Annotated in this window: 31 protein-coding genes, 1 pseudogene and 1 other annotated feature; of the genes and pseudogenes, 3 read left to right on the top strand and 29 right to left on the bottom strand. The window is 41.4% G+C overall.

The window, feature by feature from the left end; translation table 11 throughout:
* Positions 1 to 132 precede the first annotated feature (132 nt).
* The 25 genes from gloA to QM956_RS03330 form a co-directional block, all read right to left on the bottom strand.
* Positions 133 to 513, bottom strand: coding sequence for a lactoylglutathione lyase (gloA, locus tag QM956_RS03450; RefSeq protein WP_004254688.1), 381 nt, complete (start codon positions 511 to 513; stop codon positions 133 to 135).
* A gap of 58 nt (positions 514 to 571) precedes the next feature.
* Positions 572 to 931: a 50S ribosomal protein L20 gene (gene rplT / locus QM956_RS03445; protein WP_000124834.1), complete on the bottom strand. Its 360-nt coding sequence runs from the start codon at positions 929 to 931 to the stop codon at positions 572 to 574.
* Positions 932 to 982: 51 nt separating this feature from the next.
* Complete coding sequence (gene rpmI / locus QM956_RS03440; protein ID WP_001125943.1) at positions 983 to 1,183, bottom strand: 50S ribosomal protein L35; 201 nt, start codon at positions 1,181 to 1,183, stop codon at positions 983 to 985.
* Positions 1,184 to 1,215: 32 nt separating this feature from the next.
* Positions 1,216 to 1,746 (bottom strand): translation initiation factor IF-3, encoded by a 531-nt coding sequence (infC, locus tag QM956_RS03435; RefSeq protein ID WP_000848180.1) that lies wholly within the window; start codon positions 1,744 to 1,746, stop codon positions 1,216 to 1,218.
* Between the two features lie 15 nt (positions 1,747 to 1,761).
* Positions 1,762 to 1,893 (bottom strand) — a sequence feature (ribosomal protein L20 leader region).
* A gap of 72 nt (positions 1,894 to 1,965) precedes the next feature.
* Positions 1,966 to 4,206: a DNA internalization-related competence protein ComEC/Rec2 gene (locus QM956_RS03430; protein ID WP_261057519.1), complete on the bottom strand. Its 2,241-nt coding sequence runs from the start codon at positions 4,204 to 4,206 to the stop codon at positions 1,966 to 1,968.
* Entirely contained in the window at positions 4,190 to 4,837 is a 648-nt protein-coding gene (locus QM956_RS03425; RefSeq protein ID WP_261057518.1) for a helix-hairpin-helix domain-containing protein, read from the bottom strand. Before QM956_RS03425 ends, QM956_RS03430 begins: the two co-directional genes overlap by 17 nt.
* A gap of 66 nt (positions 4,838 to 4,903) precedes the next feature.
* Positions 4,904 to 5,473 (bottom strand): GNAT family N-acetyltransferase, encoded by a 570-nt coding sequence (locus tag QM956_RS03420; protein ID WP_078238337.1) that lies wholly within the window; start codon positions 5,471 to 5,473, stop codon positions 4,904 to 4,906.
* Positions 5,474 to 5,597: 124 nt separating this feature from the next.
* Positions 5,598 to 6,584: a PhoH family protein gene (locus tag QM956_RS03415; protein WP_078238336.1), complete on the bottom strand. Its 987-nt coding sequence runs from the start codon at positions 6,582 to 6,584 to the stop codon at positions 5,598 to 5,600.
* Positions 6,585 to 6,669: 85 nt separating this feature from the next.
* Positions 6,670 to 6,885 carry a YozE family protein gene (locus tag QM956_RS03410; protein WP_049502497.1) on the bottom strand — a complete coding sequence of 72 codons (216 nt, stop codon included), beginning with the start codon at positions 6,883 to 6,885 and terminating at the stop codon, positions 6,670 to 6,672.
* 45 nt (positions 6,886 to 6,930) lie between these two features.
* Entirely contained in the window at positions 6,931 to 7,488 is a 558-nt protein-coding gene (locus tag QM956_RS03405; protein ID WP_049502496.1) for a GrpB family protein, read from the bottom strand.
* A gap of 11 nt (positions 7,489 to 7,499) precedes the next feature.
* Complete coding sequence (cvfB, locus tag QM956_RS03400; protein WP_078238335.1) at positions 7,500 to 8,354, bottom strand: RNA-binding virulence regulatory protein CvfB; 855 nt, start codon at positions 8,352 to 8,354, stop codon at positions 7,500 to 7,502.
* Between the two features lie 59 nt (positions 8,355 to 8,413).
* Positions 8,414 to 8,971, bottom strand: coding sequence for a ribosome recycling factor (frr, locus tag QM956_RS03395; protein WP_001262220.1), 558 nt, complete (start codon positions 8,969 to 8,971; stop codon positions 8,414 to 8,416).
* Between the two features lie 8 nt (positions 8,972 to 8,979).
* Positions 8,980 to 9,717, bottom strand: coding sequence for a UMP kinase (gene pyrH, locus QM956_RS03390; protein ID WP_000002996.1), 738 nt, complete (start codon positions 9,715 to 9,717; stop codon positions 8,980 to 8,982).
* An 83-nt stretch (positions 9,718 to 9,800) separates the two neighbouring features.
* Positions 9,801 to 11,135 (bottom strand): methylenetetrahydrofolate--tRNA-(uracil(54)-C(5))-methyltransferase (FADH(2)-oxidizing) TrmFO, encoded by a 1,335-nt coding sequence (trmFO, locus tag QM956_RS03385; RefSeq protein ID WP_411865931.1) that lies wholly within the window; start codon positions 11,133 to 11,135, stop codon positions 9,801 to 9,803.
* Positions 11,136 to 11,269: 134 nt separating this feature from the next.
* Complete coding sequence (gene rsmI, locus QM956_RS03380; protein ID WP_049502494.1) at positions 11,270 to 12,139, bottom strand: 16S rRNA (cytidine(1402)-2'-O)-methyltransferase; 870 nt, start codon at positions 12,137 to 12,139, stop codon at positions 11,270 to 11,272.
* Positions 12,140 to 12,141: 2 nt separating this feature from the next.
* Complete coding sequence (yabA, locus tag QM956_RS03375; protein WP_000358228.1) at positions 12,142 to 12,459, bottom strand: DNA replication initiation control protein YabA; 318 nt, start codon at positions 12,457 to 12,459, stop codon at positions 12,142 to 12,144.
* A 39-nt stretch (positions 12,460 to 12,498) separates the two neighbouring features.
* Entirely contained in the window at positions 12,499 to 13,389 is an 891-nt protein-coding gene (locus QM956_RS03370; RefSeq protein ID WP_049546779.1) for a DNA polymerase III subunit delta', read from the bottom strand.
* Positions 13,386 to 14,024 carry a dTMP kinase gene (gene tmk / locus QM956_RS03365; RefSeq protein ID WP_414302228.1) on the bottom strand — a complete coding sequence of 213 codons (639 nt, stop codon included), beginning with the start codon at positions 14,022 to 14,024 and terminating at the stop codon, positions 13,386 to 13,388. Before tmk ends, QM956_RS03370 begins: the two co-directional genes overlap by 4 nt.
* A gap of 113 nt (positions 14,025 to 14,137) precedes the next feature.
* Complete coding sequence (gene proC, locus QM956_RS03360) at positions 14,138 to 14,935, bottom strand: pyrroline-5-carboxylate reductase (RefSeq protein ID WP_000689691.1); 798 nt, start codon at positions 14,933 to 14,935, stop codon at positions 14,138 to 14,140.
* Between the two features lie 3 nt (positions 14,936 to 14,938).
* The gene (locus QM956_RS03355) at positions 14,939 to 16,201 is read right to left on the bottom strand and encodes a glutamate-5-semialdehyde dehydrogenase (protein ID WP_084927540.1); all 1,263 of its coding nucleotides are present in this window, start codon (positions 16,199 to 16,201) and stop codon (positions 14,939 to 14,941) included.
* A 9-nt stretch (positions 16,202 to 16,210) separates the two neighbouring features.
* Complete coding sequence (gene proB, locus QM956_RS03350) at positions 16,211 to 17,320, bottom strand: glutamate 5-kinase (RefSeq protein WP_261020115.1); 1,110 nt, start codon at positions 17,318 to 17,320, stop codon at positions 16,211 to 16,213.
* A 100-nt stretch (positions 17,321 to 17,420) separates the two neighbouring features.
* Positions 17,421 to 19,304 carry a phosphorylcholine esterase CbpE gene (gene cbpE, locus QM956_RS03345; RefSeq protein WP_261020113.1) on the bottom strand — a complete coding sequence of 628 codons (1,884 nt, stop codon included), beginning with the start codon at positions 19,302 to 19,304 and terminating at the stop codon, positions 17,421 to 17,423.
* Complete coding sequence (locus tag QM956_RS03340) at positions 19,301 to 20,194, bottom strand: RluA family pseudouridine synthase (RefSeq protein ID WP_261020111.1); 894 nt, start codon at positions 20,192 to 20,194, stop codon at positions 19,301 to 19,303. Before QM956_RS03340 ends, cbpE begins: the two co-directional genes overlap by 4 nt.
* Positions 20,184 to 20,645 (bottom strand): signal peptidase II, encoded by a 462-nt coding sequence (gene lspA / locus QM956_RS03335; protein WP_084929892.1) that lies wholly within the window; start codon positions 20,643 to 20,645, stop codon positions 20,184 to 20,186. The genes QM956_RS03340 and lspA overlap by 11 nt, the downstream gene beginning before the upstream one ends.
* On the bottom strand, positions 20,642 to 21,550 hold the full coding sequence (locus tag QM956_RS03330; RefSeq protein WP_261020110.1) for a LysR family transcriptional regulator: 909 nt from the start codon (positions 21,548 to 21,550) through the stop codon (positions 20,642 to 20,644). Before QM956_RS03330 ends, lspA begins: the two co-directional genes overlap by 4 nt.
* On the opposite strand from QM956_RS03330, the pseudogene QM956_RS03325 reads away from it, so the two are divergent.
* Positions 21,543 to 21,614: pseudogene (locus QM956_RS03325) on the top strand (AraC family transcriptional regulator); the annotation flags it as partial. The gene QM956_RS03330 and the pseudogene QM956_RS03325 overlap by 8 nt on opposite strands.
* Positions 21,615 to 21,780: 166 nt before the next feature.
* Here QM956_RS03325 and rpmA read toward each other — a convergent pair.
* The 4 genes from rpmA to QM956_RS03305 all read right to left on the bottom strand — a co-directional run bounded on the left by rpmA (position 21,781) and on the right by QM956_RS03305 (position 23,744).
* Positions 21,781 to 22,074, bottom strand: coding sequence for a 50S ribosomal protein L27 (rpmA, locus tag QM956_RS03320; RefSeq protein ID WP_000916509.1), 294 nt, complete (start codon positions 22,072 to 22,074; stop codon positions 21,781 to 21,783).
* Between the two features lie 16 nt (positions 22,075 to 22,090).
* Positions 22,091 to 22,435: a ribosomal-processing cysteine protease Prp gene (locus tag QM956_RS03315; RefSeq protein ID WP_023947780.1), complete on the bottom strand. Its 345-nt coding sequence runs from the start codon at positions 22,433 to 22,435 to the stop codon at positions 22,091 to 22,093.
* 15 nt (positions 22,436 to 22,450) lie between these two features.
* Positions 22,451 to 22,765: a 50S ribosomal protein L21 gene (rplU, locus tag QM956_RS03310; protein ID WP_000109141.1), complete on the bottom strand. Its 315-nt coding sequence runs from the start codon at positions 22,763 to 22,765 to the stop codon at positions 22,451 to 22,453.
* 280 nt (positions 22,766 to 23,045) lie between these two features.
* The gene (locus tag QM956_RS03305) at positions 23,046 to 23,744 is read right to left on the bottom strand and encodes a YoaK family protein (RefSeq protein ID WP_153210530.1); all 699 of its coding nucleotides are present in this window, start codon (positions 23,742 to 23,744) and stop codon (positions 23,046 to 23,048) included.
* A gap of 141 nt (positions 23,745 to 23,885) precedes the next feature.
* Here QM956_RS03305 and QM956_RS03300 point away from each other — a divergent pair, with 141 nt between their 5' ends.
* Positions 23,886 to 24,863, top strand: a complete 978-nt coding sequence (locus tag QM956_RS03300) for a Gfo/Idh/MocA family protein (protein WP_261073709.1) — start codon at positions 23,886 to 23,888, stop codon at positions 24,861 to 24,863.
* The gene (locus tag QM956_RS03295) at positions 24,860 to 25,942 is read left to right on the top strand and encodes a DEAD/DEAH box helicase (RefSeq protein ID WP_261073708.1); all 1,083 of its coding nucleotides are present in this window, start codon (positions 24,860 to 24,862) and stop codon (positions 25,940 to 25,942) included. Before QM956_RS03300 ends, QM956_RS03295 begins: the two co-directional genes overlap by 4 nt.
* Positions 25,943 to 26,075 lie beyond the last annotated feature (133 nt).

Genomic DNA, 26,075 nt, shown 5'->3' with positions numbered 1-26,075 from the left:
ATTGTACTATTCTTTTATCTGACACCTTGTGAGTCTCTCTGGACTCCCCTTAAAGGTTAAATTTTTATTAGTATACTCTTTCAGCTAAAAAAAGTCAAGTAGAAAACGAACATTCTACTTGACATCACGAGATTATTTTTCACGAATGACTTCAACCTTGTAGCCATCAGGGTCTTTGACAAAGTAATAGTTTGGTGCAGTTCCTGGTAGACCATTTGGCTCAGTCACTTCATATCCTTTTGCACTATGCTCTTTATGAAGTGCCTCAAGATCAGGTGTACTGAGGGCGATATGGGCAAACCCATCTCCAACCACATAAGGACCGTGATCATAGTTATAAGTCAACTCCAACTCATAGTCATCACCCTCAAGACCTAGATAGACAATCGTGAAGGCATGGTCTGGAAAATCTCTGCGACGCAATTCTTTAAAACCAAAAGCATCTTGATAAAATGCGATTGATTTTTCGAGATTTTCTACTCGCAAGCAAGTGTGTAGCATTTTTGAAGCCATATTTTTCTCCTTTATTTTTAAAAAGACTGGGACAATCCTGTTCCAGTCTTATCTGTTATTATTTACCAAGTTTTGCTTTAGCTGCATCTGCAAGAGCTGTGAAAGCTGCTGCATCGTTAACAGCCAAGTCAGCAAGCATTTTACGGTTAACTTCGATCTCAGCCAATTTCAAACCATGCATCAATTGTGAGTATGAAAGTCCGTTCATACGAGCTGCCGCATTGATACGAGTGATCCACAATTTGCGGAAGTCACGTTTTTTCTGACGACGGTCACGGTATGCATAGTAGTAAGAGTTCATTACTTGTTCTTTTGCAGTACGGAACAAGATGTGTTTAGCTCCATAGTAACCTTTTGCTAATTTAAGAATACGTTTACGACGTTTGCGTGATACAACGCCACCTTTAACACGTGCCATGTTTTATTTCCTCCAAATATTTCCTAGAATTGTTTACTTACAGTCAAGCTATTATTTCAAGCGAGTAAGCATTGCTTTGATACGTTTGTAATCTCCTGAATGCACCATAGATGCTTTACGAAGATGACGACGTTGTTTCTTAGTTTTTCCGTGGAAACGGTGAGAAGTGTAAGCACGGAAACGTTTAAGTCCACCAGAACCTGTACGTTTGAAACGTTTAGCTGATGCGCGGTGTGTTTTTTGTTTTGGCATGATTTTTTCTCCTTTATTTAACTTTCTGACAATTATTTTTTGTCAGTCGCTGGCGCCAATTGCATGAACATTTGACGTCCATCCATTTTAGCACGTTGTTCGATGATGGCAATATCTTGAGTTGCTTCAGCAAACTCGGCTAAAACTTTTGCACCAATCTCTTTATGGGTAATCATACGACCCTTAAAGCGAATAGATACCTTAACTTTATTTCCTTTTTCAAGGAATTTGCGTGCATTGCGAAGTTTTGTATCAAAGTCACCCTTGTCAATAGTTGGACTTAGACGAACTTCTTTCACAGTAACAACACTTTGTTTTTTACGTTGTTCTTTTTGCTTCTTCTGGTACTCAAACTTGAACTTACCGTAGTCCATAATTTTTGCAACAGGCGGTTTGGCTTGGGGTTGAATCAATACTAGGTCAACATTAGCGTTATCAGCCAAAGCTTGCGCTTCACTGAGTGGCTTGATGCCTAGCTGTTCTCCTTCAAGACCAATCAAGCGAACTTCACGTACACGAATCTCATCATTGATGAATAAGTCTTGCTTTGCTATGGTTTTCACCTCTTTTGTTTTATTAGAGAAAAACAATAGCGGACCCGTAAATATACAAGCCCGCACGTTATGATAGCGTTTCTTAGAAACTTTTCATCCGTAGGGCCAGGCAACTTAATGTCACAAGGCGAGAAGCTCTCACTTCTGCTTTTCTCAACTTTTATATGATACCAAGTTTTCTAGCTCTTGTCAAGATAAAAAGTTATTTTTTTGAAAAGTTTCTGCTCATTAACCAACCGTTTCGATTTTCCAACTTTTCCACCCTTTAAAGCGTATAGCTCCTTGGTGGTCAGTTCGGTAAACTTTGCTATTGATACCTTCCAGTCGTGTCAAGGTTTCCTGATGGGGGAGTTTCGTTCGATTGTTCTTTCCAACTGAGATAAGAGTAATCTCTGGTTTGAGCTGTTCTAGAAATGCTGAACTTGATGATTGTTTAGAGCCATGTTGGCTAGCTTTCAAAACATCTACCTCTAGGTCAGGATAATGCTTCAGCACGTCCTTCTCTCCTTTTTCCTCCAAATTTCCTGTGAAAAGAAAATTTTTATCCAAGAGTTTTCCATACAGAACCAGGGAATCATCATAACCTCCATCTCCTATTTTCCTTGGAGATAGGAGTTCTAACTGACTTCCAAAAATTGGCAAGTTCTCTCCTGTTGTCACACTGCGCACCTTAGTTTGAGTTGCCTGTAGTTCTGCAACAAATTCCTTCTGTTTCAAACTGCCTTTGGACACTAAAATTTCGCCTACATGGAAAGCCTTGGCCACCTCCAACAAATCTCCAACATGCTCCTTGTCTGTGTTTGTCAAAACCAGCTGGTCAATCTTGGCTACTCCTCGACTTTTGAGATAGGGAATCAAGGTTCGCTGGGCATTGCTGGTCGTCGCCTTTTCTTGCCATTTTTCGATTTTCTTATCAGACTCTGCCTTGCCACCAACATCTAGGAGAATAGTTTTCCCAGTTACATCCCGTAGGAAAATACTTTCTCCTTGCCCCACATCCAGCATGGTGATTTCATTTTCCAGTGGATGCTTGGTCAAGAAAAAGAGTCCTGTAATCAACAAGCTCAATACTACTAGCCTTTTAATGTTTTTCCTCAAATCATAGACCAAAGCCAAGGAAATTAACAATAAGATTAAAAGCCATGCATTGGGTTGTCCAAAGACCAGAGGTCTACTTGCCACCTGCGACACCAAGCGAATAATGCTTTCCAACCATTCAAAGATAAAATTCAGCTGAATGACTGGATAGAGAAAGGAAAGGGCAAATAAGATAGACAAGAGCGGTAAGAAGACCAAGTCAAATAGAAAGGAAAAGACAAAGGTCAAAAGAATGGACCAAGGTTGAAATTCCGCAAAATAGAAGGACAGAATGGGCAATATTCCAAAGGAAATGACTAGACTTTCTCTGGCAATAGCCTTAAGCCCCTCCCCTTCTTTGCTGGTCATGGTCAAGATAAAAGCATAGGCGCAGGACAAGACACCTCCTGCTGTCAAGAAAAAGTTAGGCATGACAATAAAGAGGACAAGGACCGTCAAGGCAAAATTATCCAAGCCCTTAATACCATGTTGAGCCAGTAGCTTTTGCAGGAGACTGCGAACAACAGATGCTGAAAATCCTGTCAGACCAGCATAGAGAATGGAAAAGGGATAGGTCAGCCATTTCAACTTTTCTTGGGTCAAGCCCAATCGCAAGAGTAGTTTCTTAAATCCATCCATGAAAAATCCTACCTGCATACCAGACAGGGCAAAGAGGTGGATAATTCCTAGACTGGAATAAAGCTCATTCATCTCCTCAAAGTCCGTGTCCAGATGTCCTAATAGAAGCCCCGTCATGTAATTGCGCATAGGATCTGGAAAATGCGTCTTAATCCAAACTACAGCCTTTCGACGTAAACTGGACAGGTTTTCACCTATATCCCAACTACCAACCTTTTGAAGTGACTGGATTTTTTTGATATTGAGAGTCTGGTAAATCCCCTGAGTTTTCAGATAGGCTTGGTAATTAAAGCCACCAAAATTCCTCTGCCCCTCTGGCTCCGAAAGTTTTCCTTCTAGTCCTATCTCATGAAGATCTGTTAAAGCTTGAAAGGATTCTTTCTCCTCCTCGAATTGGAGTTTATAATAGACTTGAAAAATGCGTTCATCAGACTTACCACGAAAGGACAGACTATCACCATTGACTTTAATAGTGTCAGGCAAAATCCGTACCCTTTCAACAGAATCCGCCAAATTTTGACTCGCTTGACTCTGTTGCCAATTTTGAAACAGAAACCAGAAGCCAAAGATTCCACAAAGCAGTAGAACTTTACTAGCTGATTTCCAAGGAAATTGAATAAAGAGACAAACTAGCAGAAAAACAAAGCCCAACAAAGCAAGATAGGATGCTGAGAAAATAGCATAATAAATCCAAAGCAATAGAAAACTCAGGTAAATTAGGGGAATGGGGAAATTCTTAATCCACTGTAACATAATCTTTTAACTTTTCTATGGTCTTGGCACCAATTCCAGAGACATTCTTGAGTTCATCAACCGACTTAAATTTCCCATTTGCCTCACGATGATCGATAATGTCCTGAGCTCGTTTTCCTCCCAGTCCCTTTACCTGCTTGAGTTCTTCCAGACTGGCCTTGTTGAGATTGACCTTCTTGTCCTTGCTTGTTGAAGAAGGCGTCCCCGAAGCAGTCTGCTGACTAGCTGCTTCTTCTCCCTTAGTTGGAACGTAAACCAGAGCCTCATCACTGATTTTCTGAGCTAGATTGAGCGACTTGCTGTCTGCTTGCTCTGTCAAGCCACCAGCCTTCTGAACAGCATCATTGACTCGACTACCTACCGGCAAATCATAAATTCCAGGTGCTTTAACAGCGCCTTTTACATCTACTGTGATTAGATCTTGTTCAACCGGTTCTTCCTTTTCTTCCTTCACTTCCTTTTCGGTCGATGAATCCTTGGAAACAGCTGCAACTTCTGCCTGCAAATTCCTTTCTTTGACAGGTGTGTGTGGAGCTGGCTTTAGCAGGAAAAATCCTCCGACAAGTAATCCCAGACCAGTACAGATGACAATGATTTTATACTCTTTGATTTTCTCGATAATTGCTTCCATATTTTCTCCTCTCTTAGATTATTCGTAAAAGGAAGAAAAAACAGTTGAAAATTTCTTCTCAACTGCTTATTTATTTGCAAAATAGTCTTCCTTGGTCAAGACATAATGAACTCTTGTCACGATTCGGCCTTCTTCATGCTGGTCCATACAAGCATAAGGTTCTTCGTGGGAAAAACGCATTCCTGATTTCTCCATGACCTTTCCTGACGCGGGATTAGCCTTATCGTGTAAAGCAACTAACTTGTTCATTCCGATTTTCTCAAAAGCTAGCTCAATTACGGCACGATTGGCTTCTGTCGTCAATCCTTGATTCCAATACTTTTTATTGATAATGTAGCCAATAGCTGCCTTCTTAAGAACAGGATCAATCTTGTGCAAGTCAATGGTTCCAATAAACTGACCATTGCTTTTTAGTTCTATTCCCCACCGTCCCAATGGATTGGCTAGATAAAACTGAGCAATATTATTTTTGGTTTCTTCTAAATTTTGATTAGTTGGAAAAGTGTAACGTGTATTATCCTTATCCGAGGCATAGGCAAACATTGCTTCCGCATCATCCAAGGTTACAGGTCGAAGCAATAAACGCTCCGTTTCTATAGACGGATACTGGGCAAGTTTTACAAAAATTGATTCCATACGTTTCCTCCGCTTGAAAAGTTTCTAACTAAGATAAGGATATTGAATGAAATATCTAAAAAGCAAATTTATACTTAGTATTGAGATAACTTTAAGTACAAAAGAACTATCTTTCAGACAGAGGTTAAGACTCTAATTCTTCACTCTCTGCCTTTTTCACTGGTGCTGGTTCATAAGCTCGGATAATCTGAGCGACAACTGGATGGCGAACCACATCCTTGGCTGAAAAATGAACAAAGTCAATTTGATGAATGTTATTGAGCTTTTCTTGGGCATCAATTAAACCGGACTTGACATTACGCGGAAGGTCAATCTGACTGATATCTCCATTGACAATCATTTTAGAATTAAAGCCTAAACGAGTCAGGAACATCTTCATCTGCATGATGGTCGTATTTTGTGCCTCATCGAGAATGACAAAGGCATCATCCAAGGTCCGTCCACGCATATAGGCAAGGGGGGCGATTTCAATAATTTCACGCTCCATGAGACGAGTTGTTTGGTCTTTGCCGAGAATCTGATACAAGGCATCATAAACAGGTCGAAGGTAAGGATCCACCTTCTCCTTGAGATCACCCGGAAGAAAACCTAGACTCTCTCCTGCTTCCACCGCTGGGCGTGTCAGGATAATTCGCTTGACCTGCCCACGTTTAAGGGCAGTCACTGCCAAGGTCACTGCAAGAAAGGTCTTCCCTGTCCCTGCTGGTCCGATTCCAAAGGTCACATCGTGCTGTTTAACACTATCCACATAAAGCTTTTGACCCAATGTTTTGACGCGAATCGGTTTACCTGTATTGTCCTTGATGATTTCTTCTTCGTAAAGGGCAACAAACTTGTCGATTTCATCGTTTTTGACCATGCTAATCGCAGTCACCACATCTGGTGTGCCGACTGTCATCCCACGATTCACCAAAACCATGAGAGCTTGAATAACCTGACGAGCTTCCTCACAGGCATTCTCTTCTCCCAAAACCTGGACAATCTCCGTACGAGCATGAATCACAACATCAAGCTCTTCTTCCATCAAACGAAGATGGCGTTCATTGGAACCAAAAAGATGAAACAGGTCATCTGGATGACTCAGTTGAATGTCAATTGAATGTTCCTTCAAATAAAGAACCTCTCTAATCCGTTTATTTCTTTTTATTATAGCAAAGGGATGGAGAAATTACTAGCCCAAACCCAATGAATAAAGTCTAGTGTTCTAAGTATTCTTGCCAAATAGAGTCAAAGTCTCCTAGGTTGAAAGAGAAACTGGCATGTTCTTCCAAAAAGCGACTGACCTCATCAAAATCATCTGAGTGTTTTGGAAATGTTGACTCTTCAAAAGCTAGGTCTGCCAAGATGGCTTTGGGACTGTTACTTTTAGGATTGCGCTCAGTCATGAGCCAAGTGTAAAATGATTTTCTCAATTCTTTCTCCTATCAAGACTTTTTTTGATGAAACTTTTCTGATTTTTAAAAATTACTGGACTTAGCCTCTAACACATAGTGGTTTATAAAATCCGTTTTCGCATCAGTATAGGCGTCTCGATTGTGTTCAAATTTTTTCCACAAACTGAGTTTTAATTCCTGATACGCTTGGGCAATATCTGAATGCTGGCAGAGATAATCTCTAAAATAAATCTCGTCATGATCTCCCGTCATTCGCAAATGTAAATGAAAAACTTTCTCAGCAAATCCCTGCTCTATATATCCTTTATTTAGCGAAATCCTGTTAGGACTCTCTGACATCACTAGCCAACCATTCTTCACCAATAAATCCCTAACTCTTGCTAAATCCTCTATTCTACCAACTTCTAGCAGAATATCAACGATATTTTTGGCCCAAATATTAGGGATAGCAGTGCTACCGATATGTTCTATTCTTTTAATAACATTTGCACCCAATATTTTTTTCAGACTTGTTTTTTCCGATTCATACCAGTCTTTCCACTCTGACTTGTGCTCTACTAGAAAAATAGGAAAAAGTTGCCAGAGTTCCTCTAAACTCATTTCTTCAAGTTTCTTTTTCATGTCTATAAGACCTAAATCAACTCTGTCCCAAACTGGTCCTGCTTGATTTTGCCAGCCTTCATCAAGCCGCCAAGTGCTTTCTTGAACTGACCTTTAGAAATGCCAAAGGTTGCCTTGATGTCATCAGGAGATGACTTATCATTCAAGGTCATGAAACCGCCATTGCTTTCCAAGTAAGTCAAAATCATCTGAGCATCATTTTCCAACATTTCAAAGGAACGTGGTTTGAGGGAGAGGTTCAACGTGCGGTCCACTTCACGGAAACCAATAACGCGCGCATCTAAAACTTGTCCTAAACGTGGCTCTGCATAGCGCTCGCTAGGATGGATAAAGCCAAGCATGTTATTTTCTGGCAGATAGACAAAGGTACCTGACAGCTTGAGGCGGTAAACAATGGCTGGCCAGTTTTGGTTCTGCATGTTGTTGTAGGCAGGACGAGCCAGACGTTGGAAGTCTTCTTGATAAGCCAAGAGTCCCCAGATACGGTCTTTCTTGTCCACTTCAAGACGGATGTAGAGTTGGTCGCCCTTCTTAGGCCAGAGTTCCTTGAGCTCAGGGAGAATATCGAGTGACACAACGATTTCCTTGTCAGGAAGGCCTGTATCCACAAAGACACCCAAGTCTTTACGAACTTCCGTTACAGTTCCCCAACCAAATTGGTCCTGAGTGGCGGTCACTTCTAGAGTGGTCAGGCGGAGTTTTTGCTTCATATCCGTATAGGCAAAACCTTTGACCGTATCCCCTACTGTATGGTGACCTTCTTCCTTAGCAAGAGCATAGGTTTGACCATCCTTTTGCACAAAGTAAAAACGGTCATTTTCATCGATGATCAGTCCAACGATAAAACTTGCAAGATTTGTATTCATATTTCCTTCTTTCGAATAAAACTCAGCCAGCAATGCCAACTGAGTTTTTCTGTTTATTTTTAGACTTCCAAAAGTTCTTTTTCTTTGTTGGCAGTCATGTCGTCGATGTGTTTAACAGCATCGTCTGTTACTTTTTGAATGTCTTTTTCAAGAGTCTTCAATTCGTCTTCAGTGATTTCTTTTGCTTTTTCTTGTTTCTTAGCTTCGTCCATAGCATCGCGACGGATATTGCGGACAGCCACCTTAGCATTCTCACCGACCTTCTTCACTTCTTTAGCAAGGTCACGACGAGTTTCTTCTGTAAGAGCTGGGATAACCAAGCGAATCACAGAACCGTCATTCGCTGGTGTGATACCAAGATCAGAAGCGTTCAAAGCACGTTCGATGTCTTTCAATGAAGACTTGTCAAATGGTGTTACCAACAAAACACGCGCTTCTGGAATCGTAATTGAAGCGATTTGGTTAAGAGGAGTTTCGACTCCATAGTATTCTACATGTACACGGTCAAGCAAGCTTGCATTGGCACGACCGGCACGGATAGCACCAAATTCACGAGCAAGTGAGTGGTGAGATTGGGTCATTCTCTCTTTAGCTTTTTCAATAATTGCGTTAGCCATAATCTTTCTTATTCCTTTTCTTCGATATTGTTTGAAACTGTTGTTCCGATATTTTCACCAAATACGACACGTTTGATGTTGCCTGGTTGGTTCATGTTGAAGACAACCAAGTCAATGTCGTTATCCATTGAGAGGGTTGAAGCTGTTGAGTCCATGATACGGAGACCTTTATTGATAACGTCACGGTGGGTCAATTCTTCAAATTTAACAGCTGTCTTGTCTTTCTTAGGATCGGCATTGTAAACACCGTCGACACCATTTTTAGCCATAAGGATGGCATCTGCTTCGATTTCAGCTGCACGAAGAGCCGCTGTTGTATCTGTTGAGAAGTATGGTGAACCAATTCCAGCACCAAAGATAACGATACGGCCTTTTTCAAGGTGACGAAGGGCACGTCCACGGACATAAGGCTCTGCCACTTGTTGCATAGCAATAGCTGTTTGCACACGTGTATCAACCCCAACTTGTTGCAATGAATCTGCCATCACAAGAGCATTCATAACAGTCCCAAGCATTCCTGTGTAATCTGCCTGAACGCGGTCCATTCCTGCTTCTGCAGCAGGTTCGCCACGCCAGAGATTTCCTCCACCAATAACAAGGGCAATTTCGATACCTAAGCTATGAACTTCTTGAATCTCTTTTGCGATTGTTTGAACTGTTTGGATATCAATCCCTACGCCTCGTTCACCGGCAAGGGCTTCACCTGATAACTTGATTAAAATACGTTTATACTTGGGATTCGCCATTTTCACTCTCCTTCTTTTATCCTACCTATTTTATCACAATTTCTAAGATTTTTATAGTATCATGAGCAATTCTTTCAAAAAAATTAGACTGTTAAAAATTCTTCTAGGTCGCTAAGAGCGCGCTCTGCAATTTTTTCATAACGAGCCTTCTTATCACGAATACGCTCGCCTTCCAACTCCTTGATAATCCCAAAGTTGACATTCATTGGTTGGAAATGTTTGCTGTCGGCATGGGTGATGTAATGAGCTAAGCTTCCAATCGCTGTTGTTTCTGGGAAAATAGCCTCGCTTTCTCCCTTGAAGAGACGAGCCGCGTTAATTCCCGCAACCAAGCCTGACGCTGCGGACTCAACATAGCCTTCCACACCCGTCATCTGACCAGCAAAAAAGAGATTTGGTTGTTTCTTAGAACGGTAAGTCTGTTCAAGAAGATTTGGTGAATCCATGTAAGAATTGCGGTGCATAACACCATAACGAACAAACTCAGCATTTTCAAGACCTGGAATCATTTGGAAGACACGCTTTTGTTCTCCCCATTTGAGGTGGGTCTGGAAACCAACAATATTGTAGAGGCTACCAGCAGCATTATCCTGACGAAGTTGCACAACCGCATAAGGTGTTTTAAATTCTCCATCACGAGGTCCTGTGTAGTCGTCTGGATACTCAAGACCGACTGGTTTCATAGGGCCATAAAGCATGGTTTTAATACCTCGTTTGGCCATGACTTCGATAGGCATACAGCCTTCAAAGTACTTTTCTTTTTCGAAAGAATTGAGCGGTGCTTCTTCCGCATTAACCAAAGCTTCATGGAAATCCATAAACTCTTGCTTGGTCATAGGAGCGTTAAGATAAGCGGCTTCTCCCTTATCATAACGAGACTTGAGATAGACCTTGCTCATATCGATAGTGTTGACATCGATAATAGGCGCTGCCGCATCGTAGAAATAGAAACCATCGCCGTCATTAAGAGCATGAATCTTTTCAGCCAGAGCATCGCTGGTCAAAGGACCAGTCGCCACAACTGTGATAACATCTGTCGGCAATTCTGTAATTTCATCACGAACCACTTCAATCAAGGGATGGTTGGTAACTTTTTCAGTCACCATTTGGGAGAAACCATCACGGTCCACCGCAAGAGCTCCTCCTGCAGGAACACGGGTTGCTTCAGCAGATTCTAAGATAACAGAACCCAAGCGACGCATTTCTTCCTTGAGAAGACCAACTGCATTTGTCAGAGCATCTCCACGAAGGGAATTAGAACAAACTAACTCAGCAAAATTGTCTGTTTTGTGCTGGGGTGTTGACTTGACACCACGCATTTCATAAAGTTTAACTGGAATACCACGCTCTGCGATTTGGTAGGCTGCTTCAGAACCTGCCAAACCAGCACCGATAACATTGATATAAGATTGAGACACGACACTAATACCTCTTTGGGTGGAACCTAAGTTCATATCAAAACAAGGCACTGGCTTGTTTAACACCCACAAATCTTTCTATTTTTTTCTTCTACTAGTATAACAAAAAAAGGGAAGAAGGCAAACTTCCCTGTTTAGTCATTTTCTTCCCAATCGTGATAGGCAGCGTAGAGCTGGCTTTTATTCCACTGGTAGTGTTTCGCAACTTCCTTGATAGCTTGATTTTTCTTCATGCCTTGCTGGATGCGTACTTGTATTTCTGAAAACAAGTCCTCCTCATCTTTTTCCTCCACATCCTGACTGGCACCTTCGACGATGAGAAGGCATTCGCCCTTGAGTGGCGTTTCAGCTATGCTTTCTAATAACTCTGAAATGGTACCTCTTTGGTATTCTTCATAGATTTTAGTCAATTCCCTAACCAAGACGACCGAGCGATTACCGTAGACTTCTAGCATATTTTCTAACGTATCTGCCACACGATGAGGCGATTCATAGAAAATCTGGGTTTCAGGATAGTCTTTTTTCAAGTCGAAAAATTGCTTTTGCTGGCCTGATTTTCTCGGTAAGAAGCCGTAAAAGATATGTGGCTGTGGCGCTAAACCACTGGCAATCAAGGCAGAAATTCCTGCAGAGGCACCTGGAACAGTCACAACCGCAATTTCTTCCTCAATGGCTGCCTTGACCAAATCATGACCAGGGTCTGAGATACTAGGCAGACCTGCATCGGATACCTGAGCAATACTTTGCCCTGCTTTCAGGAAACCAATCAAATCAGGAATCTTTTCCTTGGCATTGTGCTCATGAAAACTAACCTGCTTGGTAGAAATGTCAAAATGCTTGAGCAATAGACCTGTATTGCGCGTGTCCTCAGCAGCAATCCAGTCCACTTCTTTCAAGGTCTGGATAGCTCGAAAGGTCATATCATCTAAATTGCCAATCGGCGTTGCCACTAGATACAGCTTGCCGTAGGGAGACTGCCCCTTAAAACTTTTTTGAATTTGCATGCCTACTCCCTGTACAACAACTCGTCACAGAACATACATTCCTCGTCCTGCTCTCGACGTTGTCCATAAAAATCATTACAAACGTGAAACCCATCACGGTAAATGCGACGGACACTTTCACGAACATGCTTAGCCTTGACAGGAGCATCTGCTTCCACCTCACCCAAGCGTTCGCGCAACTTACTATTTTCCAAGCGAAGAGCTGTATTTTCCTCTACCAGGCTCTTGAGATTTTTCTTGATGGCTTCCACATCAGCCAAGGTTACCAATAACTGTTGGGAAAAATCATCCAGCGCGTCAAATAATTCTTTTTTGTCCATAAAACAGCCCTTTCCTTTCTTTATCGTTCATTTTTGAGTTTATATTTCTTTCAAGACCAGATATTCCATGACATTTTGAAAGCTGACATTAGCCTGCCACATTTTTCTAGCTTCTAGCAAATCTTGTAAAATCACTCTTACTCTTGCTTGTAGGATATCTTGTCCACAGAGAACTTCAAGAATCCGTAAAACCTGATCTTGTTTTTCCTTGTCATCTGCCAAGTTGGCTAATTTAGCAACCTGCAGATAACTTTCTTTTTTCTTAGCCACTAACCAAGTCAGCAGGCGTTCACTTTCATCAACCAAGGTCCAAAAACTTGCCTGATTGGCTAACTTTTCTGCTTCAGCTCGCGATTGACTAAACTGGGCTAAAAGAGTTGCTTTTTTCTTGACCAGACCTGCTTGTTCTAATTGATGGATGAATTTTTCTTCTTGCTTTTTAAAGTGGAAAATCTGGGTCCGACTTCGGATGGTCGGTAAAATCTTTTCTTCATCGCTTGTCAAGAAGAAAATATAAACCTCACTCTGGGGTTCTTCGATGACCTTGAGCAGAGAATTGGCTGCGTTAGGATGCATTTTCTCAGCTTGCTCGATAATAAAAACCTGTTGCTGGCTTTCAATCCCTGCTTGGGAAAACTGACCCACCAATTCCCGAATGCGTTCTGTCTTGATGACCTGATTGACTGGCTTAATTAAGGTAACATCGGGAAATTCTCCCTGTTCAATAAGCTTACAATTCCGACATTTCTCACATGGCAACACACCTACTTTATCCGTACAAAAGAGGCTCTTAGCTAGAAATTGAGCCATTTCCAAGCTTCCAAAGAAACCTGAAAAGAGATAGGCGTGATTGAGCTGGTCTTGTTCTAGGATACGTACAAAGCGGTCAAACTGGTCTGGCTGCCAAGCCTTTAGTTGATCTTGTTTCATTTAATCAAGCCCATTCTCTCAAACAAGATATCCTTGGTAGTTTCCACAACTTGCTCCAATGGAAGACTCGCATCAATCTTGACAATGCGATTTCCTTCTTTTTCCAGGAGAGAAAGATAACCTTTACGAACTTTTTTATGCAAGTCCAAACCTTCTAAGTCCAAACGATTGACCTCACGATTGCTATTAGCAGCAATGCGAGCTAGTCCTTCTTCCACCTCGATGTCAAAATAGAGTGTCAAATCGGGTTTAAGGCCATCTGTCGCAAACTGGTTAAGCCAGTCAATGGCGTCAATATCCAAGCCACGACCAAATCCCTGATATGCAAGAGAACTATCGATGAAGCGGTCCATAATGACCAACTTGCCAGCTTCAAGTGCTGGAAGAACTTTTTCCACCAAGTGCTGTCTGCGACTAGCGATATAGAGAAGGAGCTCTGTTTTAGCATCCATCTGAGTATGACTTGGATTCAAAATTACTTCACGAATCTTCTCCCCAATCAAGACTCCGCCAGGTTCACGGGTCCTCAGCACCACTACCCCTTTTTCCTCTAAAATTGGAAGCAGAGCCTCTAAAACACTGGTCTTTCCTGCTCCCTCTGGTCCCTCAAGAGAGACTAAAAATCCTTTTGACATGTCTAACTCATTTCTTTTTTACTACTTCTATTCTATCAAAAAAATAGGTTTTTGTGACAATCTTTTTTTCTTCTCATTTCAACCACCATAAAAGAGGCAGATAAAACTACCTCTTATTTACCTAATTCTTGTGTTCGTTTGTAGGCTTGATGAACTGCATCCATGACTGTTCCTCGAAAAGCATGCGCTTCTAGGCTTGCTACACCAGCGATAGTCGAACCGCTTGGGCTACAAACTTGGTCTTTCAAGACCCCAGGATGCTCTTGGGTTTCTAGGACCAATTGTCCAGCTCCTACCACAGTTTGAGCCGCCATTTTCAATGCCGTTTCTCTTGGTAATCCCGTCTGAACACCCGCATCTGCCAAGGCCTCAATAAAGAGATAGACAAAAGCCGGTCCACAACCTGCAAGACCTGTCGCTGCGTCGATTAAGCCTTCTCCTAGCTCAACCAAGAGACCAGCCTTAGTTAAAAGCTGACAAAATAACTCACTGTCCTCAGCCTTGCAATTAGAAGACAAGGCATAACTAATCACTCCTTGTCCAATAGAAGCAGGGGTATTTGGCATCATACGAATAATTCGGTGCTGACTTGGAAGAAGACTAGCGAGTTTTTCTAAGGTCAATCCAGCTGCCATAGAAATCAAAAGAAGACTTTCTCGTTTTTCAAGGATAGTCTGGTATTGAGAAAGCAGTTCAGAAAACTGAGCAGGCTTAACTCCTAGAAAAATCACATCTGCTTCTGCAAAAATTTCTTCATTGCTGGAAGCCTGACCTCCAAAGTCAGCAATGAAAGCATCCACCTTGGCTTGACTACGATTGGCAAGGAGAATCTCATCTGACGGTCTAGCCTGCAAGACAGACTTAGCCAAGCTAGCACCCATATTCCCCAAACCGATAAATCCAATCTTCATCTCTTACTCCCTTATCTGTCCGTCACCAGTGACCACATACTTGTAGCTGGTCAACTCTTTCAAGCCCATTGGACCACGCGCGTGCAGTTTCTGAGTTGAAATCCCCATTTCGCAACCCAGACCAAATTGGCCACCATCTGTGAAACGAGTTGAGGCATTGACATAGACAGCTGCAGAGTCCACTTGATCTGTAAAGTAAGCTGCAGCTTCAGCATTTTCCGTCATAATGGCATCCGAATGATGGGTACTGTGGGTTTCAATATGGGCAACCGCTTCTTCTAAACTGCTCACAACCTTAACAGCTAATACATAGTCTAAAAACTCGGTGTCAAAGTCTTGGGCCTCAGCTGCTTGACCTGAAACAAACTGACTTGCTTTTTCATCCAAACGGAATTGAATTGGTTCCAGACCAGCTTCTTTTCGATCTGCAACCAGTACTTGCTCCAAGCGAGGAAGGAAGCTTGCTGCCTTGTCTTCATGAACAAGGAGAACCTCCATGGCATTGCAGACAGAAGGACGACTGGTTTTGGCATTGTTGATGATAGACAGAGCCTTGTCTTCATCTGCGTCCTTATCGACATAAACATGGACAATCCCAGTTCCTGTCTCGATAACTGGTACAATAGCATTTTCAACCACTGCATTGATCAAACCAGCTCCTCCACGAGGAATAAGAAGGTCTAGATAGCCCTTGGCCTTCATCATGGCATAGCTACTTTCACGGCTGGTATCTTCCACCAGTTGAATCACATCTGGGTGAATAGTGGTCGTCTCCAAGCCCTTCTTCATGGCTGTGACAATAGCATGGGCAGTTTGATAGGCATCCTTACCACTTCGAAGAACAACCGCATTCCCACTCTTGAGAGCCAAAGCAGCCGCATCAGACGTCACATTTGGACGGCTTTCATAGATAATACCGATAACCCCCATAGCCACACGTTTCTTTGTGATAACCAAACCATTTTCAAGCTGATTGGTTTCTAAAACTTCACCGATTGGATCTGGTAAAGCAACCACTTCACGAATCCCAGTTGCCATCGCTTCTATACGACTTACATCCAAATAAAGACGATCCAGCATCACATCTGAGATTTTACCCTTAGCAGATTCCATATCAAGGGCATTTGCCGCTAAAATCTCCTCAGTAGCTGCTAATAAATGATCAGCCATGGCTAGCAAGGCTTGGTTTTTCACCTCTTCACTAGCTGTGTTGATCGATTTTTTAACAGCCTGTACCTGTTCAAATTGTTCTTGTGTACTTACCATAGTTTACCTCTAAAATTCTGTAAAGAGTAGTTGGATTTCAGGAGTAATGGAAATCCAGTCGTCACGATGAATCAAGACACCCTTGGCTTTTTGAGAACGCAACATATCCTCCAAAGCAGATGCTCCAAATTGCACGCGTCCTTTTCCAAGTGATTTTCCACTTTCCTTGTCAAATACTGTCACGATATCACCGTAAGAAAAGGCTCCTTCTGCTTCAACAATACCAGATAAAAGGAGACTCTTACCATGTTGAGAGAGAGCTTCTGCAGCCCCTTTATCAACCCAAATAGAACCTTGGCTCTGAGCATAAAAGGCCAGCCATTGTTTCTGGGTACGAAGCCCCTTCTCTTGAGCAACAAAGTAAGAACCATCCTCGGTCTCCTCTGCCGCCTCAATCATGGCATCTGTCTTCAAAGATGAGCAGATATAAACAGGAACTCCTGATTCCGTCGCAATAGTCGCTGCTTTGATTTTGGTTAACATGCCACCTGTACCATTAGACGAACCTGCTCCACCGGCCATATCAATAATCTCACGATTGATGGTCTCGATTCGCTCCAAGCGTTTGGCAGTTGGGTCTGAATTAGGATTTCCAGTATAAAGACCGTCTACGTCTGTCAAGAGGACCAAAAGGTCTGCTTGGACCATGGCTGCTACCTGCGCACTCAGAGTATCATTGTCCCCAACCTTGAGCTCATCAATAACGACACTGTCATTCTCATTGATGATAGGAATCGCACCACGGCTAAGTAGAACTGACAAAGCCTGATGGGCATTTTTATAACGGCGCTTATCCACAAAGTCATCCTGGGTCAGCAAGATTTGTGCAGAAACGATTTGGCGCAAGAGAAGATTGGTCGTGTATTCTTCCAACAAAAGGCCTTGCCCTACCGCTGCTGAAGCCTGTTTATCAGCAATCTTAGTCGGACGCTTTTTAAATCCTAAGGCCCCAAAACCTGCAGCAATGGCACCTGACGACACTAAAATCAATTCATGACCAGCCTCGTGCAACATAGCCAACTGCTGGGTAATAGCCTTTACCTTACTACGTGATAAACTTCCATCCTCATTTGTCAGAGAAGAAGTCCCCACCTTAAAGACAATCCGTTTGTATTTCATAGTCTTACTCCGATTCTTCATATTTATCCATTATAACATGAATGGTAGGAAATAGAAAAGAGTTGATAGGAAAAAGAAGGCCCTAAAACCTTCTTTTTTACTACTGTTCTGATTCCGATTTGTTTGCACTCGTTTCAGAGCTTTGTGAAGTTGAAGAAGTCAAATCTTGACTAGTTGAAGAACTTGTAATACTTTCGTGTTGACTCGTTTCTTTATTTTCAAGATCTTTTTTCACTACTTCTTTCGATTCTTTTATTTCTGAATGACTTGTGACTTTAGTTGTAACAGATTTCTCTACCGGAACATCCACTAACCAGGCACCACTTGAATCAACAGTATAGCCTTCTGGTGTCTTACCATTCACAAGTAATTGACCATTTTCTTTCAAGAAGTACCATTTATCCTTGTCTTTGATCCAACCCACAGCTCGTGAACCGTCTGTCTTGTAGAAATACCAATCATTTGCCTTTTTAAGCCAGCCTTGCTTCATAGCTCCTGATTCTTCTAGATAGTAATGATGACCAGAAACTTCTATCTCGCCTGTCTTCATGATACCAGTAGAATCCATATAGTACCAGGTTTCTTTATCTTTTACCCAACCCGTTTTCATTTCTCCTGATTGAGCAAAGTAATACCATTGCCCCTTATATTGAAGCCAACCTGTTTGTAGCGAACCATCCTTGGATAAATAATAATTCTGACCTCCAGTATTTATCCAACCAATTTCCATCTGATTTTCTTTGTTGAAATAATACCAGCTTCCATCGATTTTTTTCCAATTTTTAGCAGAAGCACCAGAGTCTGTCAAATAGAACCAACGATTATTCCATTTTTTCCATTGATTCTGTAACAAGATACCCGTTTGATTGAAGTAATACCATTCACCCTTGATTTCATTCCAACCTACTGCATATTCTCCTGTAGAATCAGGCGCTTGATACCACCAGTTCCCATATGCACTCTTATGCCAACCAGCTTGAAAACTTGGAATCGGCTTGTAGGAAGTTGAAATATTGACAAAACCGTCTTTTCGAATATCAAAAACTGTTGCATCATAGTCTTTGCTGGCTGCGTTGATTCTCTCAATTCCTCGTTCTTTAAGCCAATTGACATACTCACTATCAACACCATTTTTCCAAGGTAAACTATCCGAAGTTTGAACAATCAAACTCGGACTCAAATTTTTAATAAAATCCTTGGTATTTGATTTGTTGGTATCATGGTGATGATTAAACTTCATCAAATCAACTTTTCCAATGAGAGGACCATACTTGTCTTCTGCTCCATGAACATTATCTAAGTCGCCCCCAAGGTAAATTTTCTTACCATTGACTTTTACTACACTAATCAGGGAATTGGAATTGTCGTCCCAAATTTTCTTTAACTCACCCGATGAATCTGTTTCATTTTCATAATTATAGAGCTGAATATCCATGTCCCCAAACTGAAAATGAGCATCTCCCTGTGTGATGTTTTGAATAACTGAAACACCTTTTTCTGAAGCAGTCTGTAAAACCTTATCATAACCGTACAGATTATCCCATAAACGTTCAGAATTAGTAATACGATTATCGCTATATTTTTTAAGATAGACACGGTCAACTGGATAGGTAGACAGTAATTCATCAACATTTCCAATATGATCACTGTGGGTATGAGTGACTAAAATAAAATCAAGTTTTTGAACACCCAATTCCTTCAAACGACGAAAGACACGGTCTGTCAGAACATGCTTATAGGATGTTTCAATTCCTTCTCTCCACGGATAACGAGAATCACTTCCATCTGGGAAATCATAATCTTCTCCTGTATCCACCATGGCAAAATGTCCATTACTTTCAAGAATGATTGCATCACTGCCACCTTCTTGAACATTGATAAAGTGGATTTTATTTCCTGAACTTTCTTGAGCTTGAACATTTCCATACCATGACAAAGCTAAAAAAGCTCCTGCAAGTGCTAAACTAGTTAATTTCTTTTTCATTTTTTCTTTCTCAATCTCTCCAATGTTTCCTTAAAAATCTCTGGGATATCTGCTGTAAATTCCAAGGTCTCACCTGTTCTCGGATGAGTAAAACCTAGAGTCTTGGCATGAAGAAATTGTCCATGCCCTTTCAGAGTCTTACGAGGACCATAGACTTCATCCCCAGCGACTGGATGACCAATATAAGCCATGTGAAGACGGATTTGATGGGTACGCCCTGTCTCCAGTTGTAACTCCACTAAGCTGTAATCACCAAAGCGTTCCAAGACGTGGAAACGAGTCACTGCAGGCTTCCCTTTAGCAGTCACAGCCTGTTTCTTACGGTCTTTTTCACTACGGCCAATCGGCGCTTCAATCACACCACGATCATTAGGCAAATTTCCATGAACAATCGCCCAATATTTGCGGAGAGACTTTTTATCCTTAAGTTCTTGGGCAAGTGCTAGATGCGCCTCATCATTTTTAGCAATCATGAGAAGACCTGATGTATCCTTATCAATACGGTGAACAATTCCTGGACGCAGAACCCCATTGATACCCGACAAGTCCTTAATATGATACATAAGGGCATTTACCAGAGTTCCACTAGTATGACCAGCACTCGGATGCACAACCATCCCCTGAGGTTTGTTAACGACGGCCACATCCTCATCTTGGTAGATGATTTCTAGCGGAAGATTCTCAGCTACATACTCTAAAACCTCTGGTTCTGGCAGATGGTAAGTGACGACATCGCCTTCTTGAACTGTGTATTTAGCTTTCTTGACTTGGCCATTGACCAAGACCTGTCCTGATTTGATTTTTTCATTCGCGAGACTGCGTGATAATTCTGTCAAATCCGACAAAGCCTTATCCAAACGCAGGCCACCAGTTTCAATTTTAATTTCCATTTATTTCCTCTTTTAGCATTGCAATTAATAAAATAATCACTCCAACAGTCAAATAGCTATCTGCAACATTGAAAATTGCAAAATTAATAAAGTCAAGGTGGAACATATCCACAACAAAGCCCTGACTGACTCTGTCAATAAAGTTTCCAAGACCACCTGCGATTATCAAGGTCAAACCCAAGACCATCCAGAATGAGTCCTCCATGTGTTTATGTAGATACCAAATGGCACCTACCATAACGACCAGTGTAATGATAGCAAATAACCACTGCTGGTCTTGTAAGATAGAAAAGGCTGCCCCTCGATTTTGCAGGTAGGTCAAGCTAACGAAATTGGGAATCCAAGAGCGCACTTCACCCAGTGGAATCTGCTGGACGATATAGGATTTGACTAACTGATCCAGCCCAATCAAAAGCAGTGCAATGACTGCCACTATTCCTCTTTTTTTCATGATTTCCTCTTCTGATTAAAATATTCTTGCATGACTTTTACAAAGAGAGTCCCAGCTTGACTCAGCTCCACTTCTTCACGTTTAACATAGACCATGCGATTATCTAGGTTATCCTTGAGACGAATAACTGTGATGCCATTGACACTATCACTATCTAAAAATCCAGAACCAGTCGCATAAGCATCCGTCCGCTCTAAAATACCATTCAAGGTAGCACGGTCTGTCACATTAAACATCTGTGAGCTCGCACTGGTATCAACAAAGTTCTCTGAATAATAAAGGTACTCGTCTTTTTCTTGAGTGAAACGAACCGTTGGTAGATCCGCTAAATCCTCCATGACCAGTTCCTCTTTCTGAGCCAAAGGATGCCCCTCGCGGAGATAAATGTGGGTATGGAAAGGAATCAACTCAATGACCTCCAGACCTAGCTTTTCAACCCGTTGCATAATCCCCTTTTTATTTTGATTGTTGAGGTAAATAATCCCAATCTCACTATGTCCTTGCGCTACTTCGTCTAAGATTTGAACAGTAGTTGATTCAAAAATACGAAAGTTCTTATAGTCAGGATAGCGCTCTGAGAAAGCCGTAATGGTTGGTGGTAGAAAGTCATAGTGCTGACTAGCAATGGAAAATTCATCTTTTTCTTCCTCAGGATTGGCATACTGATTTTGAAAAATATCAAATCCTTTAACCAATTCTTGCGCTTTTTCATAGAATTCCATACCACGACGGGTCAAGAAAGTCCCTGAGCTGGTCCGACGGAAAATCTTAAAGCCCAACTCTTTTTCCAAATCACGAACAGAGATGGACAGACTCGGCTGACTAACATACATCTTTTCAGCAGCTTCACGGAAAGTACCGCTATTCGCAATAGCCACAACATAGCGTAATTGTTGAATGTTCATCTTCTACCCCCAACTTCTTTATCTTTTTATTATACCATATTTTAGAAGTTTTCCATCGAAGAAAAATAATGTCACTCATAAAATTCATCTACACTAAGAACGAAAAAATCATGGGTATCAAAACAAAAAAAGAGGCTCTCCGAAAACTCGGAAAGCCTTAGTTTATGCTACTTCTAGCTTCCTCGCCTTTATATTTCAAGGCTCGGGATAAAAAGGTTCAGTGAACCTTTTTATTTAGCGATTGGGTAAACAGAAACTTGTTTTTTATCGCGTCCTTTACGTTCAAAGCGTACTACGCCTTCAACTTTAGCGAACAAAGTATCGTCTCCACCACGTCCAACGTTTACACCTGGGTAGATGTGTGTACCACGTTGACGGTAAAGGATTGATCCACCTGTTACTGTTTGTCCGTCAGCTGCTTTAGCTCCAAGACGTTTTGCTTGTGAATCACGTCCGTTTGATGTAGAACCTCCACCTTTTTTGTGGGCGAAAAGTTGCAAGTTGTTAAGAGTCATTTTTAACATAATGTTTTCCTCCGTGTTAGTTTTCTGTGATAACTCTGGTTTGGACGAACTCAGAAGAGTTCTCCGATAAGTTTGCCATACCTAAGAAAAATGATTCAAAGAATAACTGGGTCATTTCTCTCTGGTGTGAAGGAAGATCTTTTGGTATTTCAACCATCAGATAGCCACCTTCATCTTCGTTTAATTCTAGGATTGGTTCATAGCCTGCAAATTTCTCAATAGAATTGATAAAGTTAACGGCAAGCGTAGAAACCGATGCACACACGACATCTAAGCCGTATTCGCCACTCTCGGCGTGTCCAGTAATTTCTGCACTCCTCAGCTCGCCATCTTCGGCTCTCTCAAAGACTGCCTGTATCATGTGTTCTCCTTAAAATTAAGCGTTGATTGCGTTGATGACAACTTTTGTATATGGTTGACGGTGACCTTGTTTACGGTGGCTACCTTTTTTAGGTTTGTACTTGTAAGTAACAACTTTCTTTTGTTTTCCTTGTTTTTCAACAGTTCCAACTACAGTAGCTCCAGCAACAAGTGGAGTTCCGACAACAGTGTTTTCACCACCAACAAGAACAACTTCGTTAAAAGTAACTTCTTGACCAGCTTCAACGTTCAATTTTTCAACGTAAACTGCTTGACCAACTTCAACTTTAACTTGTTTTCCGCCAGTTTTGATAATTGCGTATGTGCTCATTATGCACCTCCTATGATTTTTATGGGTTTCCCCGAATTTTTTGTGAAGACTCGCCTAGCATCGTGGGACGAACCACTTAAAAGAAGAGCTCTAAGTATAACAAAGAATAAACTAGGAATTGAACCGAAGGCATAACTTATGTTAGGCAAGGCGACAATGACGAAGTTTAAATTTGTTATACGACGAGCGACGATGTTCGTGCGGTTGCACAGGAATGTGCATAGTCAACTCTTCAAGTATAGCATATCTCCTATTTTCTTACAAGTAATAACACCTAAAATCAAGCTTTTTCTTTTACTTTTTTCTGCCAAGAGGCAAAAAGCATGCTGAGGTAAAAAATACTCATCATAATAGGAACACCAAGGATGGTCTTTTCATGATAGAAAATCGTCAAATAGGCTGAAAAGACAACGCCAAGGACAAAACTACTAAGCAGGCTAACAAATATGAATCCTTCACGCAAAAAAGGTGTGTGCTTGGTTCGGAAATAATCTCCAAAAGCCAGCATGGTCCGCTTGATATTCCCTGTCATAAAAGCGTTATTATAGGCAATACCCGACACTTCTCCAAAAGCAGTTGTCACCAATCCCATACAGAAGGCCAAGGGAGGTACTAGATAGATATTATCTACAGTCTGCGGCACAAAACCAATAATGATTGATAAGATTGCTAAAGGAAGCAATGACAAAATTGGCTTTTTCACAATTCTCAATTTTTCCTTATAAATTGTTAATAGAAAGACCCCCATCATAAAAGCTAACAAGGTGAGAACCTTGTCCCTAACATCTGAAACATTATTTTGAATTAATTCTACTGAAAGAAAGACGACATTCCCAGTTTGTCCAGCTACAAGAGTATTCCCTCGCAAAATAAACGTATAGGCATCTACATAACCTGCACAAAAAGTCAAAAAAAGCGCTAGCCTCTTAGACTGACGTGATATTTTTCTTATAGGTAATAACCTCATTTTCCCTCCCATTTCATTTACTCATCTCATTATTGTACCACTTTCTTTGGAAAAGACCTAGTAGCTTATTTGAAATTTTTTCCCCTCTGTTGGATAGTCCTGTCTATCTATGTTATAATGAAAGAAGGATTTGAAATCGGAAAAGGAGTAACTATGCTTAAATTAGGTGTCATCGGAACAGGGGCTATCAGCCACCACTTCATAGAAGCAGCCCATTCTAGTGGAGAATACAAGCTGGTCGCAGTCTATTCTAGAAAACTAGAAACTGCAGCAACCTTTGCTTCCCGCTACCAGAATATCCAACTCTTTGATAAAGTAGAGGACTTCTTCAAGAACTCCTTTGATGTGGTCTATATTGCTAGCCCAAACTCCTTGCATTTTGCTCAGGCAAAAGCTGCATTGTCTGCAGGTAAACATGTCATTCTTGAAAAGCCAGCCGTCACTCAGCCACAAGAATGGCTAGATTTGAGACATACCGCTGAGAAAAATCACTGTTTTATATTCGAAGCGGCACGGAACTACCATGAAAAAGCTTTCACTATCATCAAAAACTTTTTAGCAGACAAACAAATTTTGGGAGCAGATTTCAACTATGCCAAGTATTCTTCCAAAATGCCTAACTTGTTGGCTGGACAGACACCAAATGTCTTTTCAGATCGTTTTGCTGGTGGAGCGCTTATGGATTTGGGGATTTATCCTCTCTACGCTGCCGTTCGTCTCTTTGGAAAAGCTCAGGATGCAACCTATCAAGGGCAACAGCTTGACAATAGCGTTGACCTAAATGGAGACGGAATTCTCTTCTATCCTGACTTTCAAGTTCATATCAAGGCCGGGAAAAACATCACTTCCAATCTCGCTTGCGAGATTTATACGACAGATGGAACCCTGACGCTCAACACCATCGAACATGTCAGCTCGGCTATTTTTACCGACCATCAAGGCAATCAAGTCCAACTCCCTATCCAACAGGCTCCTCATACGATGACTGAGGAAGTCGCTACATTTGCACACATGACCCAGCAACCAGATCTGAATCTCTACCAAACTTGGCTGGAAGATGCAAGTTCAGTTCATGAGCTACTATATACTATGCGCCAGACTGCTGGCATTAGATTTGAGGCAGAAAAATGAAAAACAAACTACCAACTGAATGGCAAGAACTAAGTGACCAACTCGGTTTCCTAGAATTCACCCCCATTCAAACTCAACTATTTGAGCCCCTTCTTGCTGGAGAAAACCTCCTAGGAGTGAGCCCAACAGGAACTGGTAAGACCCTAGCTTACCTTCTACCAAGTCTTCTCAGACTACAAAAGAAAAAAGCCCAACAACTATTGATTTTAGCACCAAATACTGAGCTTGCTGGACAGATTTTTGATGTATTTAAAACGTGGGCTGAAGCTATCGGCTTAACTGCCCAACTCTTCTTATCAGGTTCGAGTCAGAAACGCCAGATTGAACGCCTAAAAAAAGGACCAGAAATTCTGATTGGAACTCCTGGCCGTATCTTTGAACTAATTAAATTGAAAAAAATCAAGATGATGAATGTGGAAACCATCATCCTAGATGAATTTGACCAATTGCTCGATGATTCTCAGATACACTTTGTCGAGAAAATTACTCACTACGCACCTCGTGACCACCAACTTGTCTATATGAGTGCGACAACCAAATTTGACCAAAAGAAGATTGCGCCTAACACACGTACCATTGATCTCTCTGACCAAAAATTGGACAACATCCAGCACTTCTACATGCAGGTAGATCAACGTCACCGAGTGGATATGCTACGAAAACTGGCTCATGTAGAAGATTTCCGCGGTCTGGTCTTTTTTAACAGCCTATCAGACCTTGGAAGTGCAGAGGAAAAATTACAGTATCGTGATATCCTAGCTGTTTCTCTAGCTAGTGATGTCAACGTCAAGTTCAGAAAAGTCATTTTAGAGAAATTCAAGGACAAGCAACTAACTCTGCTTCTTGCAACTGACCTTCTGGCACGTGGAATTGATATCGATAGCCTAGAATGTGTCGTAAACTTTGATGTTCCTAGAGATATTGAAACCTACACTCACCGTGCTGGCCGTACTGGCCGTATGGGCAAGGAAGGTTATGTTATCACTCTCGTCACTCATCAAGAAGAACTTAAAAAACTTAAGAAGTTTGCAAGTGTACGAGAAATTGTCCTAAAAAATCAAGAACTCTATATCAAATAAAGCCCCGTTTGCTCTATGCCCATCAAGTGTATAGAGCTTTTTTATGTAAACAATTCTTCAATTTTAGTTCAATATCCGAAAAAAAGAACCTTGCAATGCAAGATTCTTTTAGTGTCTGACTTAAATAATTGTT

Source organism: Streptococcus mitis, assembly GCF_047460035.1.
Taxonomy (GTDB): domain Bacteria; phylum Bacillota; class Bacilli; order Lactobacillales; family Streptococcaceae; genus Streptococcus; species Streptococcus mitis_DW.
Note: the sequence above shows the minus strand (reverse complement) of the source record. Positions and strands in the feature narration are given on the sequence as shown.

Excerpts from the sequence above, each read along its gene's own strand:
- QM956_RS03420 (WP_078238337.1), bottom strand. The coding sequence starts at position 5,473 with ATGGAATCAATTTTTGTAAAACTTGCCCAGTATCCGTCTATAGAAACG.
- QM956_RS03370 (WP_049546779.1), bottom strand. The coding sequence starts at position 13,389 with ATGAAACAAGATCAACTAAAGGCTTGGCAGCCAGACCAGTTTGACCGC.
- QM956_RS03405 (WP_049502496.1), bottom strand. The coding sequence starts at position 7,488 with ATGAAAAAGAAACTTGAAGAAATGAGTTTAGAGGAACTCTGGCAACTT.
- lspA (WP_084929892.1), bottom strand. The coding sequence starts at position 20,645 with ATGAAAAAAAGAGGAATAGTGGCAGTCATTGCACTGCTTTTGATTGGG.
- frr (WP_001262220.1), bottom strand. The coding sequence starts at position 8,971 with ATGGCTAACGCAATTATTGAAAAAGCTAAAGAGAGAATGACCCAATCT.
- tmk (WP_414302228.1), bottom strand. The coding sequence starts at position 14,024 with ATGTCAAAAGGATTTTTAGTCTCTCTTGAGGGACCAGAGGGAGCAGGA.
- QM956_RS03340 (WP_261020111.1), bottom strand. The coding sequence starts at position 20,194 with ATGGAAATTAAAATTGAAACTGGTGGCCTGCGTTTGGATAAGGCTTTG.
- QM956_RS03315 (WP_023947780.1), bottom strand. The coding sequence starts at position 22,435 with ATGATACAGGCAGTCTTTGAGAGAGCCGAAGATGGCGAGCTGAGGAGT.
- QM956_RS03305 (WP_153210530.1), bottom strand. The coding sequence starts at position 23,744 with ATGGGAGGGAAAATGAGGTTATTACCTATAAGAAAAATATCACGTCAG.
- QM956_RS03295 (WP_261073708.1), top strand. The coding sequence starts at position 24,860 with ATGAAAAACAAACTACCAACTGAATGGCAAGAACTAAGTGACCAACTC.
- QM956_RS03430 (WP_261057519.1), bottom strand. The coding sequence starts at position 4,206 with ATGTTACAGTGGATTAAGAATTTCCCCATTCCCCTAATTTACCTGAGT.
- yabA (WP_000358228.1), bottom strand. The coding sequence starts at position 12,459 with ATGGACAAAAAAGAATTATTTGACGCGCTGGATGATTTTTCCCAACAG.
- QM956_RS03330 (WP_261020110.1), bottom strand. The coding sequence starts at position 21,550 with ATGAACATTCAACAATTACGCTATGTTGTGGCTATTGCGAATAGCGGT.
- rpmI (WP_001125943.1), bottom strand. The coding sequence starts at position 1,183 with ATGCCAAAACAAAAAACACACCGCGCATCAGCTAAACGTTTCAAACGT.
- rplU (WP_000109141.1), bottom strand. The coding sequence starts at position 22,765 with ATGAGCACATACGCAATTATCAAAACTGGCGGAAAACAAGTTAAAGTT.
- cvfB (WP_078238335.1), bottom strand. The coding sequence starts at position 8,354 with ATGAATACAAATCTTGCAAGTTTTATCGTTGGACTGATCATCGATGAA.
- gloA (WP_004254688.1), bottom strand. The coding sequence starts at position 513 with ATGGCTTCAAAAATGCTACACACTTGCTTGCGAGTAGAAAATCTCGAA.
- rpmA (WP_000916509.1), bottom strand. The coding sequence starts at position 22,074 with ATGTTAAAAATGACTCTTAACAACTTGCAACTTTTCGCCCACAAAAAA.
- QM956_RS03425 (WP_261057518.1), bottom strand. The coding sequence starts at position 4,837 with ATGGAAGCAATTATCGAGAAAATCAAAGAGTATAAAATCATTGTCATC.
- QM956_RS03300 (WP_261073709.1), top strand. The coding sequence starts at position 23,886 with ATGCTTAAATTAGGTGTCATCGGAACAGGGGCTATCAGCCACCACTTC.
- proB (WP_261020115.1), bottom strand. The coding sequence starts at position 17,320 with ATGAAATACAAACGGATTGTCTTTAAGGTGGGGACTTCTTCTCTGACA.
- proC (WP_000689691.1), bottom strand. The coding sequence starts at position 14,935 with ATGAAGATTGGATTTATCGGTTTGGGGAATATGGGTGCTAGCTTGGCT.
- rsmI (WP_049502494.1), bottom strand. The coding sequence starts at position 12,139 with ATGCAAATTCAAAAAAGTTTTAAGGGGCAGTCTCCCTACGGCAAGCTG.
- rplT (WP_000124834.1), bottom strand. The coding sequence starts at position 931 with ATGGCACGTGTTAAAGGTGGCGTTGTATCACGCAAACGTCGTAAACGT.
- pyrH (WP_000002996.1), bottom strand. The coding sequence starts at position 9,717 with ATGGCGAATCCCAAGTATAAACGTATTTTAATCAAGTTATCAGGTGAA.
- QM956_RS03355 (WP_084927540.1), bottom strand. The coding sequence starts at position 16,201 with ATGGTAAGTACACAAGAACAATTTGAACAGGTACAGGCTGTTAAAAAA.
- cbpE (WP_261020113.1), bottom strand. The coding sequence starts at position 19,304 with ATGAAAAAGAAATTAACTAGTTTAGCACTTGCAGGAGCTTTTTTAGCT.